The organism is Qipengyuania sp. SM2512 (assembly GCF_054954005.1).
Window position 1 is genome coordinate 236,979 of the sequence record NZ_CM143134.1, and the last position, 16,035, is coordinate 253,013.

The 16,035-nt window shown below is 66.6% G+C and carries 14 protein-coding genes; 6 read left to right on the forward strand and 8 right to left on the reverse strand.

The window, feature by feature from the left end; genetic code table 11:
- Positions 1 to 117 precede the first annotated feature (117 nt).
- The 3 genes from ACQ5J0_RS01235 (at position 118) to ACQ5J0_RS01245 (ending at position 2,484) form a co-directional block, all read left to right on the forward strand.
- The gene (locus ACQ5J0_RS01235) at positions 118 to 714 is read left to right on the forward strand and encodes a lysozyme (protein WP_462568714.1); all 597 of its coding nucleotides are present in this window, start codon (positions 118 to 120) and stop codon (positions 712 to 714) included.
- 97 nt (positions 715 to 811) lie between these two features.
- Positions 812 to 1,876, forward strand: a complete 1,065-nt coding sequence (locus tag ACQ5J0_RS01240; RefSeq protein WP_462568715.1) for a hypothetical protein — start codon at positions 812 to 814, stop codon at positions 1,874 to 1,876.
- On the forward strand, positions 1,873 to 2,484 hold the full coding sequence (locus ACQ5J0_RS01245) for a fasciclin domain-containing protein (protein ID WP_462568716.1): 612 nt from the start codon (positions 1,873 to 1,875) through the stop codon (positions 2,482 to 2,484). The genes ACQ5J0_RS01240 and ACQ5J0_RS01245 overlap by 4 nt, the downstream gene beginning before the upstream one ends.
- Here the strand turns inward: ACQ5J0_RS01245 and ACQ5J0_RS01250 are convergent.
- The 4 genes from ACQ5J0_RS01250 to ACQ5J0_RS01265 all read right to left on the reverse strand — a co-directional run bounded on the left by ACQ5J0_RS01250 (position 2,478) and on the right by ACQ5J0_RS01265 (position 11,126).
- Positions 2,478 to 6,716 (reverse strand): translocation/assembly module TamB domain-containing protein, encoded by a 4,239-nt coding sequence (locus tag ACQ5J0_RS01250; protein ID WP_462568717.1) that lies wholly within the window; start codon positions 6,714 to 6,716, stop codon positions 2,478 to 2,480. The genes ACQ5J0_RS01245 and ACQ5J0_RS01250 overlap by 7 nt on opposite strands.
- Positions 6,716 to 8,899: an autotransporter assembly complex protein TamA gene (locus tag ACQ5J0_RS01255; protein WP_462568718.1), complete on the reverse strand. Its 2,184-nt coding sequence runs from the start codon at positions 8,897 to 8,899 to the stop codon at positions 6,716 to 6,718. Before ACQ5J0_RS01255 ends, ACQ5J0_RS01250 begins: the two co-directional genes overlap by 1 nt.
- On the reverse strand, positions 8,847 to 9,707 hold the full coding sequence (locus tag ACQ5J0_RS01260) for an arginyltransferase (protein WP_462568719.1): 861 nt from the start codon (positions 9,705 to 9,707) through the stop codon (positions 8,847 to 8,849). Before ACQ5J0_RS01260 ends, ACQ5J0_RS01255 begins: the two co-directional genes overlap by 53 nt.
- 177 nt (positions 9,708 to 9,884) lie before the next feature.
- On the reverse strand, positions 9,885 to 11,126 hold the full coding sequence (locus ACQ5J0_RS01265) for a threonine ammonia-lyase (RefSeq protein WP_462568720.1): 1,242 nt from the start codon (positions 11,124 to 11,126) through the stop codon (positions 9,885 to 9,887).
- 124 nt (positions 11,127 to 11,250) lie between these two features.
- Here ACQ5J0_RS01265 and ACQ5J0_RS01270 point away from each other — a divergent pair, with 124 nt between their 5' ends.
- The 3 genes from ACQ5J0_RS01270 (at position 11,251) to ACQ5J0_RS01280 (ending at position 13,691) form a co-directional block, all read left to right on the forward strand.
- Complete coding sequence (locus ACQ5J0_RS01270; RefSeq protein ID WP_462568721.1) at positions 11,251 to 12,903, forward strand: amidohydrolase; 1,653 nt, start codon at positions 11,251 to 11,253, stop codon at positions 12,901 to 12,903.
- A gap of 112 nt (positions 12,904 to 13,015) precedes the next feature.
- Positions 13,016 to 13,318 carry a hypothetical protein gene (locus tag ACQ5J0_RS01275; RefSeq protein WP_462568722.1) on the forward strand — a complete coding sequence of 101 codons (303 nt, stop codon included), beginning with the start codon at positions 13,016 to 13,018 and terminating at the stop codon, positions 13,316 to 13,318.
- 160 nt (positions 13,319 to 13,478) lie between these two features.
- The gene (locus ACQ5J0_RS01280) at positions 13,479 to 13,691 is read left to right on the forward strand and encodes a hypothetical protein (RefSeq protein ID WP_462568723.1); all 213 of its coding nucleotides are present in this window, start codon (positions 13,479 to 13,481) and stop codon (positions 13,689 to 13,691) included.
- A 164-nt stretch (positions 13,692 to 13,855) separates the two neighbouring features.
- On the opposite strand, the gene tatC is transcribed toward ACQ5J0_RS01280, so the two are convergent.
- The 4 genes from tatC to scpB are packed head-to-tail and all read right to left on the reverse strand — an operon-like array spanning position 13,856 to position 16,035.
- Positions 13,856 to 14,623 carry a twin-arginine translocase subunit TatC gene (gene tatC, locus ACQ5J0_RS01285; RefSeq protein ID WP_462570152.1) on the reverse strand — a complete coding sequence of 256 codons (768 nt, stop codon included), beginning with the start codon at positions 14,621 to 14,623 and terminating at the stop codon, positions 13,856 to 13,858.
- Positions 14,624 to 14,632: 9 nt separating this feature from the next.
- Positions 14,633 to 15,097: a Sec-independent protein translocase protein TatB gene (gene tatB, locus ACQ5J0_RS01290; protein ID WP_462568724.1), complete on the reverse strand. Its 465-nt coding sequence runs from the start codon at positions 15,095 to 15,097 to the stop codon at positions 14,633 to 14,635.
- Between the two features lie 24 nt (positions 15,098 to 15,121).
- A complete protein-coding gene (gene tatA, locus ACQ5J0_RS01295; RefSeq protein WP_462568725.1) occupies positions 15,122 to 15,373 on the reverse strand; it encodes a twin-arginine translocase TatA/TatE family subunit in 252 nt (83 codons plus the stop codon).
- Between the two features lie 59 nt (positions 15,374 to 15,432).
- Positions 15,433 to 16,035: an SMC-Scp complex subunit ScpB gene (gene scpB / locus ACQ5J0_RS01300; protein WP_462568726.1), complete on the reverse strand. Its 603-nt coding sequence runs from the start codon at positions 16,033 to 16,035 to the stop codon at positions 15,433 to 15,435.

The window sequence follows — 16,035 nt, forward strand, 5'->3', positions numbered from 1 at the left end:
CGCCAACCCCCTCTCGGCTCCGTGCGAAACGCACCGATTGTACACAAACCATTTTCCTACACGCCCTCATCCTGCCTACTTGTCGCGCCTCGATTCGGCTTGGAATGAGGTGACAGCATGCAGCGCAAGACGGTTTTCGACGCGGTCAGGCGGATGCTCGGGCGCGGCTTCCAACGGGCGGAGGTGGCGGCGCTTGACCGCGCCATCGATTCTGCGCTTGGCGATGGAGGTGGGGATACTCTCCCCAAGCCGCACACCATAAGCCCCGAAGGGACCGCGCTGATCAAGCGTTTCGAAGGCTGCGCCCGCCGACGCAGCGACGGGCTGATCGAGGCCTATCCCGATCCCGGCACCGGCAGCCACCCCTGGACCATCGGTTGGGGCGCGACCGGAGCGGGGATCGGCCCGGGCACGGTCTGGTCGCAGGCGGAATGCGACGCCAGGCTTGCCCGCGATCTGGAGCGCTATGCCAGCGATGTGGCGCGTGCCATCGGCGACGCGCCTACTAGCCAGAACCAGTTCGATGCGCTTGCCAGCTTCCACTACAACACCGGCGCGCTGCCCCGCTCGACATTGCTCCGTCGCCACCTCACAGGCGATTTCACAGGAGCGGCGAGCGAGTTCGCGCGCTGGAAGCATGCCGGCGGGCGGGTCATGGCGGGGCTGGTCCGCCGCCGGGCAGCGGAAGCGCGGCTCTACCTTGCGGGCAGATGAACCGCGGATTCTTGCGGGTTTGCGCGATCGAATGCATGGCCGCTGCTTGGAACCCGCTGGCCTGCGCGCCGTTGAAAATCCAACCAGGAGTTAACCGATGTGTAGATTCAGTATGGGCGTGGCCGCGCTTGCGCTGGCCGCGTCGGGTGCACTCGCCCAGAATAGCGATCAGCCCGCAGCGGACCAGACCGCGCCGAAAAATGCCGAACAGCGCGGCGTGTCCCCCGGCGCGGACCGACCGGGCAATGGTCGCAACCAGCGCGGGCAAGCGGCACGCTCGGGCGACGCCGCGCCACCCACCGCAGATCGGCGTCCGCTACGCGACACCAAGGCCGATGCGCAGCAGGTTGACAACGATAATCTGACGAGCCGGGACCGCGGGGAGACGAGAAGCCTGCCGCAGACCCCAACCGTCCAGCCCGCCAATCGCCGGCCCGAAAACCCTTCCGACCGCGTCGAGCCCGCCGAGCGGAGCGAAGCGGGCCTTCGCGGCCTCCCTTCGCGCGGCGGCGACGAACGGGTTCGCAAACGGATGTTCACGGGCCCGCTCGACCGCAGCTTCCGGCTGCTCGCCGACTGCCCGCGCGGTCTTGCCAAGTCGGGCGGCTGTGCCTCCCCCGGCCCCACGCAATCCCGCGCCACCCAGGGCAAAAGCACACTCGGCTTTGCCTATTCGCCGCGACTGTTCGGGCTCACCGGTTTCGACGCGGGGCGCTATCTCTACCGCGACGGCTATCTGCTCCGGCTCGCCGGTACCTCTACGAACGGCGGCAGGATCGCGGGCTATATCCCGCTCCTTGGCGGCGCGCTGGCGAGCGGCAACATCTGGCCTGGTTCCTACGGCAGCCGGAACGTGCCCGCCTATCTCGTCGATTTCTACAATCTCGGCGAACCCGGCAGCTATCGCTACGCCGACAACACGCTCTACCGCGTCGATCCGCAAAGCGCCGCAATCCAGTCGGTCGCCGCGCTACTCACCGATGATGCGATCGCGGTCGGCGAGCCGATGCCTGCCGGATACGAGGTCTACAACATCCCCCAACCCTATCGCGAACGCTACGCCGATACGGCCCGGGCAGCCTATCGCTACGCCGACGGCTATGTGTACCGATTCGATCCCGAGACCCGGCTGGTCACCGCCGCGATCGATCTCCTGACATGAACCGGGAGCGCACGATACGCCCCGCACTCCGGGCTTGGCTTGGCGCGGCGCTGGTGCCGCTGGCGCTCGCCACCGCCGCCTGCGGCTCGGGAGAAGACGCCGAGCCCGCTCTGCTGGCCACCGATGGCGAGACGCTCTATCAGGCGATCGCCCGGCATCGGGATCTGGGCGTCGTTTCCGAGGCGCTCTCGATAGCCCAGCTCAACGAAGTGTTCGACGGCGCGGGCAGCTACACCGTGCTTGCCCCGAACGACGCCGCCTTCGACGCGCTGGGCACGACCGGAGCGCAACTGCTGACGGTAGAGGAACGCCCGCTCCTGATCGGCCTGCTGCGCGAACATGTGTTACCCGGCCATGTCACACCCGAGGCGATCCTTACGGCAATCGAGACGGGCGGCGGCAACGCGGCCATGACCACCCTGGGCACCGGCACGGTCCGCTTCGCACTCGATGGGGAGACCATTGTTGCCACCCACAGCAATGGTGCGGCCGCGCGTTTTGCAGGCGAGGCGGTCGAATCGGGCAACGGCGTAGCGATCCCGATCAACGCGGTGCTGACGGCGCCGGATACCGTTCAGGGCACCGACGCGGGCCCCGCAGATCAGTAGTCGCGACTGACTTCGGCCAGCACGCTTTCGCGCCCGATCGTCGAAATCGAGGCCAGCAGCGAGAGCCAGCTGGTCACCCGGAATTCCACCTCGGTTGCCGAATAGCCCTGCCCGTCGGTGATGATCTCGACATAGAACCGCCGGCCAAAGTTCTTGCCCAGCGCTACTGCAGTGCCGCGATTGAGCGCGGGATCGGCGCCGACGATGCGTAGCCGGTCGAGCCCGATCGCGCTGCGCAGCTGGTTGATCGGGTCGAGCCCGCCTCCGCCGCGCAGGCTCGCCAGCGCCGCGCCGAGCTGAAGCGCATCGGTCGCTGAGAGCGTGGTGATCGAGCCCCCGAACAGCAACCGCGCGAGGATTTCCTCCTCGGGCAGCGAAGGGTTGGACGAGAAGGTGATTTCGGGCTGCATGGCGTTGCCCGCCACCTGCACCTCGACATCGATGCCATTGGCCTCCGACACGGCTGCGATGTCGATCCGCGGATCGATCGGTCCGTTGACGTCGAATTCGATCACGCCGCGCTCGAGCTCGAAGCGGGTGCCCGCGAAGCTGTAGCTGCCGCGCACGACCCGGGCCTCGCCGCCGATCCGAGGCTCGTCGGTGGTTCCGCGCAGAATGATGTCCGCGCCCCATTCGCTGTCGAGGCCCATGCCGTCGACATCGATCCGGCTTGGACCGCGCGCATTGATGAGATAGCGCCACGGACGGCCCGCAGCGACCCGCGGCCCGGTGTCCGAGGGCAGGTTGATCTCGCGGGTGCTGATCCGCGGGAGAGCCACATCCTCGGAGGCGGCGGTGCCGAGGCCCCAGCTCGCGCGGTCGATGGTCACGCGCCCGGCGATAGTGCCGCCCAGCCCGTCCGATACGATCCGCAGCGGTCCGGTGATGGTGGCATCGATGCCATTGGCGTTGAGCAGCCGCGCGTTGGTGGCGGCAGCCCTTAGGTCCAGCGTCGGTCCGCGAACCTCGAGGAAGCGACCCTCGACCCGCTCGCCCAGCCCCGCAAGATCGACGATCCCGCTGCCACTGACGGTACCGTCGCCGGCCCGGCCCGAGAAGCTGATAAGCCGCAGCCGTGATCCCGTGAACCGGCCGCGGGCGCTGACGTCGCGGATATCGGTCCCCGACAGCGAACTGCGCACCCGCAGATCGTCGCTGCTGAGCGAGCCGCGGACCTGCGGATCGGCCAGCGTGCCGCTGGCATCGGCGGCGATCGCGACCGGACCAGTCAGGTCGAAGGCATCGATCGCAGCGAGTCGCCACAGGCTCTCGGCCGCGCCCTCGTAGCGCAATTGCGCGAAAAGCTGCCCCGCGCGGATCCGCTCCAGCAGCATGCCCGTCTGCGGCAGCTGCGTGATCAGCGCCTGCAGCCGACCCCGGCGGATCTCCTCTTTGCGGAGCACTGCGCGAGCCTGCAATTTGTCGGCGGTCAGCGCCGCCACCAACGAGAGATCGACCGGGCGGCTCGAGAGCACCAGCCCGGAGCGGGTCAGGTCGTCGACCTTCACCCGCGCCTGCGCGCGCGGCAGACCGTCCGGTCCGAGCGAATAGTCGACCGCCCCCGAGATCGTCCCGCCGAGCCCAAGATCGGTTACCACGATATCGGCCAGCGACAGCGGCATGCCCGCCAGCTTGAGTTCGAAGCTGAGCTCGTCGCCGCCGAAGCGGCCCGCAGCCACCACTGCGCCATCGCCGTAATCGAGGCGGGTCTGCTGCAGCTGCCAACCGCCGTCGTCCAGCCGGGTCAGCACCGCACGGCCCGGCATGGCGATCGGCTTGCCGGCGAACTCTCCGCGTGCGGCCAGCGTCACCCGCTCAGGCGTGATGCCCGCCTGAAGATCGAGCCTGAGGCTCCCCCCGCGGCGTCCGGCCACCGAGGCGTCGATGCGTCCGGTGCCATCGGTCACCTCACCCTGCGCGGCGAAGCGACCGAGAAACAGAGTGCCATAGGTCAGCCCCGCGCCGCGGGCGCTGCCCGAGAAGGTCGAACTGCCCTCGGCGATGAGCCCCTGCGCCTGAATGTCGGCGCGGGCGATGCGGATCGGAGTGGCGCCACCGAAACTGGCGCGGCGCGCCCTCAGATCGATATCGAAGCCTTGCCCGCCCCCGCGCGGAGCCAGCGCGATCGTCCCGTCGAGGCCCCCGCCGCTCAGCGCAAGATCGCCGGCTATCCCGGCGTCGAGCAGGGTGAGATCGCCCGTCACCTGCGAATCCGAGACGGTCAGCCGTTCGATCGAAATGCGGGTCGGCCCGCCTGCGGGAGCAAAGAGGTTGAGCACGCCATCGAACGGCCCGAGCGTCGAACCGCCTTCGGTCTCGATCCGGAAACCGTCTTCGATCGGCGCGATGGCGACTCTGACTTCGGTCAGCCCCGCCGCGGGCAGCGGGTTGGCGAACACCAGCACCGCTTCGGGCCCGGCGTCGGTCAGCCGCGCTTCGACGGTGAAGGGGCCGTAATCGACATGGCGTCCGGTGCCCGCGACAGTCGTCCCGTTCTCGGCCACGCGCCCGTCGAGCCGCGCGGTGAGCTTGGCCGCGTCGATCCGCATGTCCTGAAATACGAAGGGGGCATTGGCGCCGATGCGCACCCCGCCGCGCACCCGGATCGGGTCGCCCGCGAGATTGGCCAGGGTTGCATTGGCAACCGGCGCGATCCGCGCGTCGATATTCGCCGCGACATTCCAGGTGCCCGGGCCAATCGCCGCCGTAAACCGTGCGCCGCCATTGACCCCGCCGATATCGTCGAAGGTCAACTGCCGCGCGCGCAGGTCGCCCATCAGATTGTAGGTGCCCGCCCCCAGATCGCCCTGCAGCGCGAGCCGCGCATCGGCGGTGGGGAAGGAGAGTTCGAGATTGTCGGAGAGCAGCCGGTCGCCCTGCAGCACCAGCGTGCCGTCCGCGCGCCCGCGCACCAGCCGCGGATCGAGCAGTTCGTTGCCGGTCGCGATCCGCTCGACCGCGGCATCGAGCGGCACGGTCCAGCGGGTGCCGTCATAGGTTGCAAGGCCGCGCTGAATCAGGCCGTCGATGCGAATCTCGCCTGCCGTCAATCGTCCGACATCGAGTGTGTGTTCGATGGCAAGGTCGTTGAAGGCACCATCGAGGGTGGCGATCACGCGCGTATCGTCGAGCCGTAGGTCTTCGCTGAACACGGTCGGCTCGAGAAGCCGCGCGTCGAGCGAGAAATCCGAGATGCGGTTTTCCGCCAGATCGACCACGCCGCGCGCGCTCCCCGCCAGCGCATCGCTGCGAATGGCGTAGCTACCCGCGATCCGGCGGTCCTCGATGGTCGCAACTGCCTTGAGCGACACGGTGCCCCCCGCCAGCCGAGCGGGCAGGCCCTCGAGCAGGCCTTCGGGCCGCGCCTGTCCCACCAGCGTGAAGCGCCCGCCGCGGTTGGTCAGCTTGAACGCGCCGAGGCTCTCTTCCTCGCGGCGCACCACGAGCGCGCCGTTCCAGCGATCCCAGCTGCCCTCGCCCGCAATCCGAGCGCGATAGGCCTCATTCGTCCCGAGGAGGCGCGAGATCGTCCCGCCCTGCGGCGCGCGGTAGTCGAGCCCGAGATCGAAAACACCGTTGTCGGGTGCCGCATCGACCAGAGCGGCAAAGCGATCGGTGCCCAGACCGCCCTTGGCCGCCACCTTCAGCCGCCGGTCGCGGACCTGCACTTCGGCGAGCAGGCTGAGCGTCTCGGCGCGATCGCCGACAATACCCCCGGCCAACGTCAGGCGGTCGATCTCGAACCGGTCGACGGCGATATCGAAGTCCGGCAGGATCGGCCCTTCCTCTTCGCTCGGGAGAAACTCGGGAATTCGCATGAGCGTGGCACGGCGCGCCGCGAAAGAGTCGATGTCGAGCGTATTCCTGAGCCAGCCGCCGGGGTTCCAGTCGACCTCGGCGCGCGGAATGGTCATGAAGATGCCCTGCGGATCCGACAGCACCACATCGTGCAGGACCGCCGCACCGTAAAGATTGCCGTCGATCCTCCCGATCCGGATATTGAGCCCGTTGGGCAGCGTCCGCTGCGCGATCCGGTCGGCCAGGAAACGCTCGCCGATCGGGGTGTTGAGCAGCAGCACGGCGCCGACGATTGCCAGTACCAGCGCGCCGAGAATGCCCAGCACCCATTTGCTCACCCGCTTGCGCCGCGTCCACGGCCGGCGCGCGGAGGGCTCGTGTACCGCTTCCGGTTCTGTTGCCGGCTCGGCAGTCACTTCATTCTCATCGGCCATCAGAAAGCCTGTCCGAGCGAGACATAGAGCGCGACCGGCGCATCGCCCTCCTCGGGGTTGAGCGGCACGCCGACATCGACGCGGATCGGACCGAAGCCGGTGTAGTAGCGCACCCCGATGCCCGCACCGATCTTGATCTCGGAGAAGTCGGGAACGGTCGAAGTGCTGACCGAACCGGCATCGATGAAAGGCACGACCGCGACCGCGCCGTCCATGAAGCCGGTGCGGATGCGCGCCTCGAGCCCGAGCTCCACCACGCTGCGCCCGCCGCTGGGTTCGCCAAGCTCGTCGCGTGGGCCGATTTCGCGGAAACCGTATCCGCGCACCGAGCCGCCGCCGCCGGCATAATAGCGGCGCGAGGGCGCGATGTTCTGAAGATCGGTTCCCACGATCGAGCCGTAAGCCCCGCGCCCGGCGATGACGAAGCCTTCACGCAGTTCCTGATAGTAGCTCGCATCGGCGCGGCCGCGCAGGTAGAAGCTCTGCACCCCGCGATTGCGCGAAACTTCGGGCGAGAGCCGACCCGAAAGCCGGAACCCCTCGCTCGGATCGAGCAGGTCGTCGGTGGTGTCGATCTGCGCATAGGCGGGGACGGCGGCGATGAAATAGGTCTCTCGGGGCTGGACCACGTCACCGGTGGCCGGGGGCCGTTCCTGCGTCGCCACCAGCTCGCCGCCGATCGACCAGCTCAGCGGCTTCTGGAACAGCAGCGTCGAGATCCGCTCGTAGGTCGCGACCAGCGCGGCGGTGCGCGCCTCGAAGGCCGGGCTGTCGATCGTGCTGGCATAGGCATCGATATTGAGGATCCGGTCGCGCCCGCCGAAATTGTTCTTGCGCACGGTGATGCCCGCCAGCTGTTCCTGTGTGCCCGCGATCCCGCGCACCCGCAGCATGCCCTCGGGCGGGAAGAAATTGCGGTGTTCCCAGCTCGCCTGGATGCGGAAACCTTCTTCAGAACCGTAACCGATCGCACCCGCGATCGTGCGCAGCTCAGCCTGCTCGAGCGCGACGTCGATATCGACCACACCGGGCTGGCCACCGCTCGGCGGGGTCACTTCGCGCGGCGTGATCGCAACCGATGACACCAGGCCGGTGGCGGTGACTGCGCGGCGCAGATCGAGTTCCAGGCTGCGCTGATAGACATCGCCCGGCTCGAACCGGGCGATGGTGTCCAAGTGGCGGCTGGAAAGGAAATCCGGATCGCTGCTGACGACATCGCCGAAGACATATTTACCATTGGGCCTCACCGGCAGAGTGAGATCGCCCTCCTCGCGGGCGTGATCGATCAGCAATTCGGGCGCATCGATCTCGGCAAAGGGATAGCCGGTCTCGCCCAGCGCAATATCGAGATCGAGCTGTTCCTCGATGATCTTGTCGCTCTGGAGAAAGTCTCCGCTCTGGATTTCGAAAGCGGCACGCAATTCCGCGGCGTCGGGAGCTGTCGAAAGCGCACCGAGGTCGACCGCCCCGAAGCGATAGCGTTCGCCCGGAATGATATCGAATCGCACGATCGGGCGCTCGCTCGCTTGCTCCTCGCCCGCGGCGCGCGAACCGATCGAGCGGATGATACGTCCATCGTAATAGCCGTAAACGCGCAGCAGATTTTCGAGCAGTTCCTCGTCCTCGCGCGCACGCGCCGACAACAGTGCGATATTCTCCTCGTCGCTGTCGAGTTCTTCGATCGTCGAGAGCGCCTCGAACCGGTCGATAAAATCGATCTGCCCGCCGAATGGCGGCTCGCGCTGCGGGAAGCCGAGCACCAGATCCTCCGAAATCTCGACGACCTCCGCGTCGGTGAAGGCGACCTGCGGCCCGGCGATCTCGAGGTCGGCGAATTCGACCTCTTCCGTCTCCTCGGGATCATCGAGCGGAGGCAGTTCGATGTCCTCGGGCCAGGCAAGGTCCAACCCGGGCGGATCGGCCATCGGCGTATCGGGATCGACCACTGCCTCGTCGGGCAGGTCTTCGCCTTCGGCGCCGCGATCGGCCCAGGCCTCCGGCTTTTCGACCGCGCTGTCGGGAATCAGTTCCTCGAGCGTCGGCGGGACGTCTTGATCCTGCGCAGCAAGCGGTGCGGCCAGCGCCATCGCGCAGACCGCCGCCAGCAAGCGTCCTCCGACCGAAGGGCCGTTAGCCGACCAGGTCGTAAGCGGCAGGAAGCGCATCCTTCTGCGGTCGTCCATCGGTTGGCTTGCGTCCACCATCGGCATCGCGCGAACGGGGCGCGGTAGCCGCGGCGATAAGCCGTCCGTGCTCCTCATCGGAAATGCGCTCCCATCCGCCACGGGTCAGTCGCTCCAGCGGCCGGAACCGGACCTTATACTGCATGCGCTCGGCGCCCTCGACCCAATAGCCCAGATAGACATAGGGCAGGCCGCGCGCGGCTGCGCGCCGCATATGGTCGAGGATGATGAAAGTGCCAAGCCCAGAACGGTCCTCATGCTCCGGGTCGTAGAAACTGTAGATCATCGACAGCCCGTCACCCTGCTCGTCGGTGAGGCACGCGCCGATCAGGCGACCCGGTTGCGACCCTACACCCGGCTCCCTGTATTCGATCACATAGCTCGAAACCGGGGTGTGTTCCACCATATCCGCAAAATCGGATTCTTCCATCTGCGTCATGCCGCCACCGGGATGCCGGACGGCGAGATATTTTTGCAGGAGTTCGTATTGTTCGGGGGTCGCCCAGGGGCGGCATTCGGTGGTCACGATGTCGCTGTTGCGCTTCATCAGCCGCTTCTGCGAACTCGAGGGGGTGAACTCCTGCGCCGCCACGCGGACCGAGACGCAGGCCTGACAGTCGAGGCAACTGGGGCGGTAGGCGACGGTCTGGCTGCGGCGGAACCCGATCCGGCCGAGCGCCTCGTTGAGTTCGTCCGCGTTCTCGGTGCGCAGCTCGGTGAAAACCTTGCGTTCGCTGCGACCCGGCAGATAGGGGCACGGCGCGGGCGAGGTCACGAAGAAGCGGGGGAAGCGGATCGGGGCGGTCACTGTCGGCTCTTTCCTCTCGGGGGATCGGGCTGGTTAGCCTGCTTGAGCCAATTTATGCATCTTTCGGCGCGCCGTTAAAAGCTTCTTAACCACGAAAGTGAGATTTCCGCACCGCATGCGCTTCGGTGCTCGGCCTTTGGGAAGGCTCGGGGCGAGCGCCGGTCGCCGAGCGATGCCTCAGTCGAGCTCGACCGCTCCGACCGAATAGCCCTTGGCCCGCAGCGCCTCGACCAGCCCGTCGAGCTGCGCCGCGTCGCGCGCCTCGCACTCGATTTCGGTGAACAGACCTTTCGCCGGGAGCGAGGTAAATATCCGCTGGTGGTGAATCTCGAGGATATTGACGTTGTGCGCGTCGAAAACGCCCATCACCGCATAGAGCGCGCCGGGGCGGTCCTGCAGCTGAATCTTGAGCCGCGCGATCCGCCCGGCGCGCGCGAGGTCGCGCAGCAACACATTGGCGAGCAGCCGCGTGTCGATATTGCCCCCGCACAGCACCAGTCCGATTTTCTTGCCCCTGAACCGCTCGGGATTGGCCAGCACCGCGGCAAGACCCGCCGCGCCCGCGCCTTCGACCACGGTTTTTTCGATCTGCAGCAGCAGCGCTACCGCGTGCTCGAGAGCCGGCTCGCTGACCAGCAGTATCTCGTCCACGAGCGCGGAGATGATCTGCGAAGTGAATTCTCCAGGCGCCTTGACCGCGATCCCCTCGGCCAGCGTGTCACCCCCGCAGATTGCTTCCTCGCCGCGCAGCTTGGCGAACATGGACGGATAAAGCTGCGCCTGGACGCCGACCATCTCGATCGCGGGGTTGATCGCCTTGGCGACCGTAGCCATCCCACTCATCAGCCCGCCGCCGCCGATCGGCACCACCAGGCAATCGAGGTCGGGCTGCGCCTCGAGCATCTCGAGCGCCACCGTCCCCTGCCCCGCCGCGACATCGGGATGATCGAAGGGATGGACGAACGTCAGCCCGCGCTCCTTCTCGAGTTCGCGCGCATGGGCATAGGCCTCATCGAAGGTCTCGCCGAACAATTCCACCTGCCCGCCGACGCTCTCGGTCTGCATCACCTTCACCGTCGGCGTGGTCTTGGGCATCACGATAGTGACGGGCACGCCAAGCCGGGTGCCGTGATAGGACAGGCCTTGGCTGTGATTGCCCGCCGAGGCGGCGATCACCCCGCGCGAGCGGCGGGTCTCGTCGAGCAGCAGCAGCGCGTTGAGCGCACCGCGCTCTTTATAGGCGGCAGTGAACTGCAGATTCTCGAACTTGAGCCAGATATCGGCGCCCGCGATCTGCGACAGCGTGCGCGAATGGAGCATCGGCGTTTCGACCACCTGCCCCGCGATTCGCGCCGCGGCAGCGCGCACGTCTGCCAGCGTCAGTTGCTGGGTGGCGGGGGTGTCATCGGACCGGCTCATGCCCGCCGCCCTAGTGCGGGTGCCCCCGCCGCGCAATCGTGGAAAGGTCTTGCGGCATTCCCGCTATGCCGCCACTCCGGCGCTTCGCCATTCGCCAGCTATACAAGATTTTGGTGCCCAAAGCATGATCCGCAGAACCCTACTCGCCTGTGCCGCCGCTCTTCTCGCCACTCCCGCAGCCGCCGACCAGCTCATCGAGAACGTCGATGGCGTGCGGATCGACGAGGACGGCAGGATTGATCGCTTCGCCGCGCTGCTGATCGATGATGGCGGGCGGGTGAAGGCCCTTTACGACCGCGACGACGAGCGTCCGCGCGACATCGACTACCTGCTCGACGGCGAAGGCCGGGTGATGCTCCCGGGCATGATCGACGCGCATCTTCACGTCATGGGGCTCGGGCTCGCGCAGCTGACGCTCGATCTGTCGGACACCAATTCGCTCGACGAAGCGCTGGCCAAAATCCGCCGGTTCGCCGAGGACAATCCCGGCCGTCCGTGGATTTTGGGCCGCGGCTGGAATCAGGAAAAATGGGGTCTGGGCCGGTTTCCCACCGCTGCCGAACTCGACACTGCAGTGTCCGACCGCCCGGTCTGGCTGCAGCGGGTCGACGGCCACGCCGCCTGGGGCAACACCCGCGCGCTCGAGGCGGCGCAGATCACCGCGGCGACGCAGGATCCCGAAGGCGGGCGGGTCGAGCGGCTCCCAGGCTCGCGCACCCCATCGGGTGTCTTCGTCGATGCGGCGGAAGCGCTGGTGCAACGCGTCGTTCCCGCACCGCGCCCGGCGGAACGCGACCTTGCCTTCCAGCGCGCGCAGGAGGTGCTGCATTCGATGGGCGTTACCGCCGCAGCCGACATGGGTACGACGATCGAGGACTGGCAGACCTTCCGCCGCGCCGGCGACAACGGCCGGCTGAGCTTGCGGATCATGTCCTATGCCAGCAGCGCGGACACGATGGAACTGATCGCCGGTGCGCGGCCGACCCCTTGGCTCTACGACGACAAGTTGAAGCTCAACGGGGTGAAGCTCTATCTGGATGGGGCGCTCGGCTCGCGCGGCGCATGGCTGAAGCGGCCCTACGCCGACGATCCGGGCAACACCGGCCTGCCGCTGATGAGCTCGGCGCAATTGCGCAACATCCTCGTCCGTGCTTCCAACGGCGAATTCCAGGTTGCAATTCACGCCATCGGCACCGCCGCCAATGCCGACGCGCTCAGCGCCGTGCATGAAATCGCCGACAGCTTTCCGGGCGACAGGCGCTGGCGGATCGAACACGCGCAGATCGTCGATCCGGCGGATATCCCGTTGTTCGGCGAACATGGTATCATCGCCTCGATGCAACCGGTGCACCAGACCAGCGACCGGACAATGGCCGAAGCGCGGCTGGGTCCGGACCGTCTGGGCGGCGCCTACGCCTGGCGCAGCATCGCCGCGACCGGCGCACCGCTCGCTTTCGGCTCGGACGCGCCGGTCGAATCGCCCGATCCCTTCTCCGGTCTGGCCGCGGCCTTCACCCGTACCGATGCCGCGGGTCAGCCGTTCGGCGGCTGGCGCGCCGAGGAAAGCGTCAGTCGCGAGGACGCGCTGGCAGCCTTCACCAGGGATGCTGCGTTTGCGGGCTTTGCCGAGGGGCGCTTCGGCCAACTGGTCGTCGGCGAACGCGCGGACTTCGTGCTGGTGGACCGCGACCCGCTGCTGGCGACCCCCGAGCAATTGCGGGCCACGCGCGTTCTGCAGACATGGATCGGCGGCAGGCAGGTCTATAAGGCGGACTAATCGCGCCATTACCTCTAGCCCGTCCGGATTCCCTCCGATAAAGAACGGTCTGCGCGCGATTAAGGTTTTGGCAACCCAACTCCTCTAGCCGCTCGCTAAGGACGCAAGGATCATGTCCGGTGATGCTTCGTTTCGCAAAATCCTCGGAACGCGGCGCCGAACCGCTCCCGAAAAACTCGTAATGGCAAAGGTTCGTTGCATGGTTCGTAAGCTACTGATGGCCGGAGCCGCGGCTTCTTTGACTGCCGCGCCAATTGCCGCTCAGGAAGCAGCGGTCAATGCACGCCAAAGCGCCCCCGCTTCGGGCGAAAGCGCGCTTGGTGGCGATTCTGCCCTAATCTACCTCCTCGGCATTGCCGTTGTGGCCGCTTCGATCGTCTTTCTTTCGGAAGACGACGATCCGGTAAGCCCCTGATTCGGCAACCCGGCCTATCCGGGGTGTTCGTTTCGCCCGGTCCGCGAGTTTGCCTCTGGGGCGCTACTTGCCGGTCCGATTTGATGTTGCACTGGGCCGAAGGTTCGCCTAAAGCCCCCTGTAATCGAGACAGGTATAGTTCTCGCAAGGAGATTTAAGAATGAAGTTCCGTTTTCTCGCTGCAGCCGCTGCTGCCGTTACCATGGCCGCAACTCCGGCGATCGCCGCCGACCGCTTTTCGGCTCCCGTCGAAGGTGAATCCGAAATCGGTGGTGGCGTTTCGGTCATCGTTGCTCTGCTCGCCGCTGCTGCGGTTATCGGTGGCATCTTCATCGCCGTCGACAATGGCGACGACGACGCCGTCAGCCCGTAAGCTGCTGCGACATTTCGAATAACGAAACGGGGCCTTCGGGCCCCGTTTTTGTTGTGTCTGGCGTTTGGGACAAGTGCGGCAATGGTCGGCAGCGGCAATCGAGGATCGCCTTCGAGCCCCCTCTCATGCCGAACTCAGTAGAGAATCACGTTAATCGAACCGGCCTATTCCGCCGCCGCGCCCTCGGCTGCGAGCTTGCGATCGAATATCCGCATCAGCAGCAGCGACCCCTCGAACAGCAGCAGCAGCGGAACGGCGAGCAGTAGCTGCGAGCCCGGGTCGGGCGGCGTGATGATCGCCGAGACCGCCAGGACGAGCACGATGATGTAGCGCCGTGCGCCGACCAATTGCGCGCGGGTGACGATCCCGGCGCGGTGGAGCAGGAGCAGCAGAACCGGGAGCAGGAAGCTGATCCCGAAAGCGAGAATGAACTGCATCACCAGGCTGAGATAATCGTTAGCGCTGGGCAGCGCCTGGATGGTCAGCCCTCCCGCCTCTCCTTCGAAGGCCAGAAACCAGCGGAACGCGGTTGGCATGACCACGAAATAGGCCAGCGAAGCGCCCGCGGTGAACAGGATCGGGGTGGCCAGCAGGAAAGGCAGAAAAGCGCGCTTTTCCTTGGCGTAGAGCCCCGGTGCGATGAAGGCCCACAGCTGGTTGGCGATGACGGGAAAGCTCAAGCAGAAGGCCGCAAAGAGCGAAACCTTCAACTCGACGAAAAACACTTCGTACAGCTTGGTGAAGATCAACTGGCCCTGATCGCCCTGGAACGCGCCCTTCAGCGGCTGAATCAGGAAGCCCAGAATATCATCGGCGAAATAGAGACATACGCCGAATGCAACTGCCAGCGCCAGAACGCTGCGAACCAGCCGCGCGCGCAGTTCGACCAGATGGTCGAGCAGCGGTGCCTGACTCTCGTCGATATCCTTCATCACGATTGGTCAGCCGTCCTTCTTCGGAGCTGCGGGTTTCGGGCCTGCAGGGTCGAGCGGCAGCGACGGCTGGTCGTCGTCCGCCAGGTTGCCCGGGCTGCCGTCTGCGGCGGGATTCTTGGGCTTGGCCCGCTCAATGGCGGCTTCCGCGCGGGCATCGTAATCGTCGCTTTTCGCCGGATCCTTGAGCGGCGCTTGCGACTCCGGCAGCGGTTCCATCGCAGGCGGCGTGTCGTTGCCGGAGGTCTCGGCCATGATGCGGGCGTTGCGCTCGCGCCATTCCTTCTCGGCATCTTCGAGTTCGGCTTCGCGGATCATCGTGTCGATCCCGCTGCGGAAATGCGCGGACATACGCCGCATCTTGCCGATCCAGCGCCCGGCGGTCCGCAAGGCGCGGGGCATTTCCTTGGGGCCGATGACGAGGATCGCAACGATCACGATCACCAGCAGTTCGCTGGCGCCGATGTCGAACATGGCGCTAGTCCTCTAGACCGGGTTTCAACGCCGGGTTTCGGTCGGGTCGGCGGGCTTGGTCTCGGTGACGGTCTCGCCGGCCGGCTTTGCTTCGTGCGCGGGGCCCTCGATCCGCGGCGAAGGGCCGTCCGAAGCCTGCTCTTCCTCGGTCATCCCCTTCTTGAAGCTCTTGATGCCCTTACCGAAATCTCCCATCATTTCGGAGATCCGCCCGCGTCCGAACAGGACCAGGATAACCAGGGCGATAATGATGAGCTGCCAGGGACCGAGCGACATGGGATTACCTTTTTCGTAGCGTTGCGCCCCATATAGACATCCTGGCACGTTCGCGCCAGTCAGGCCTGATCGAGGTCGTCGTCTTCCTCGTCGGATTTGTCCCCGTCATCCCCCGTCAGTGCGTCATAGGCATCTTCGACCGGGTCGAGCAGGCCGGTGGCGCGCAATTCCTCGATCCCGGGCAGGTCGCGGCGGCTGGCCAACCCGAAATGATCGAGAAATTCCGGCGTGGTGGCGTAGATCGTCGGTCGCCCGGGCACCTCGCGCCGGCCCGCGATCGCCACCCAGCCCGTCTCCATCAGCACGTCGAGAGTCCCGCCCGAGGTCTGCACCCCGCGGATCGATTCGATCTCGGCGCGGCTGACCGGCTCGTGATAGGCGATGATCGCCAGCACTTCGGTGGCGGCGCGGCTGAGTTTGCGGCTCTGTTCGCGCTCGCGCCGGAGCAGATGCGCGAGGTCGGGCGCGGTCTCGAAATGCCAGCGCCTGCCCCGCTCGACCAGCCGGATGCCCCGCTCGGCGTAATGCTCCGCCAGTTCGCGCAGGCTGGAGCGGATCTCGCCCAGCGGCGCGTCGCCCAAGAATCCCGCCAGCGCCTCCGCGCTCATCGGCTCTTCGGCGGCGAACAGCGCTGCCTCCACGCCCCGCGGGAGATCGTCCAT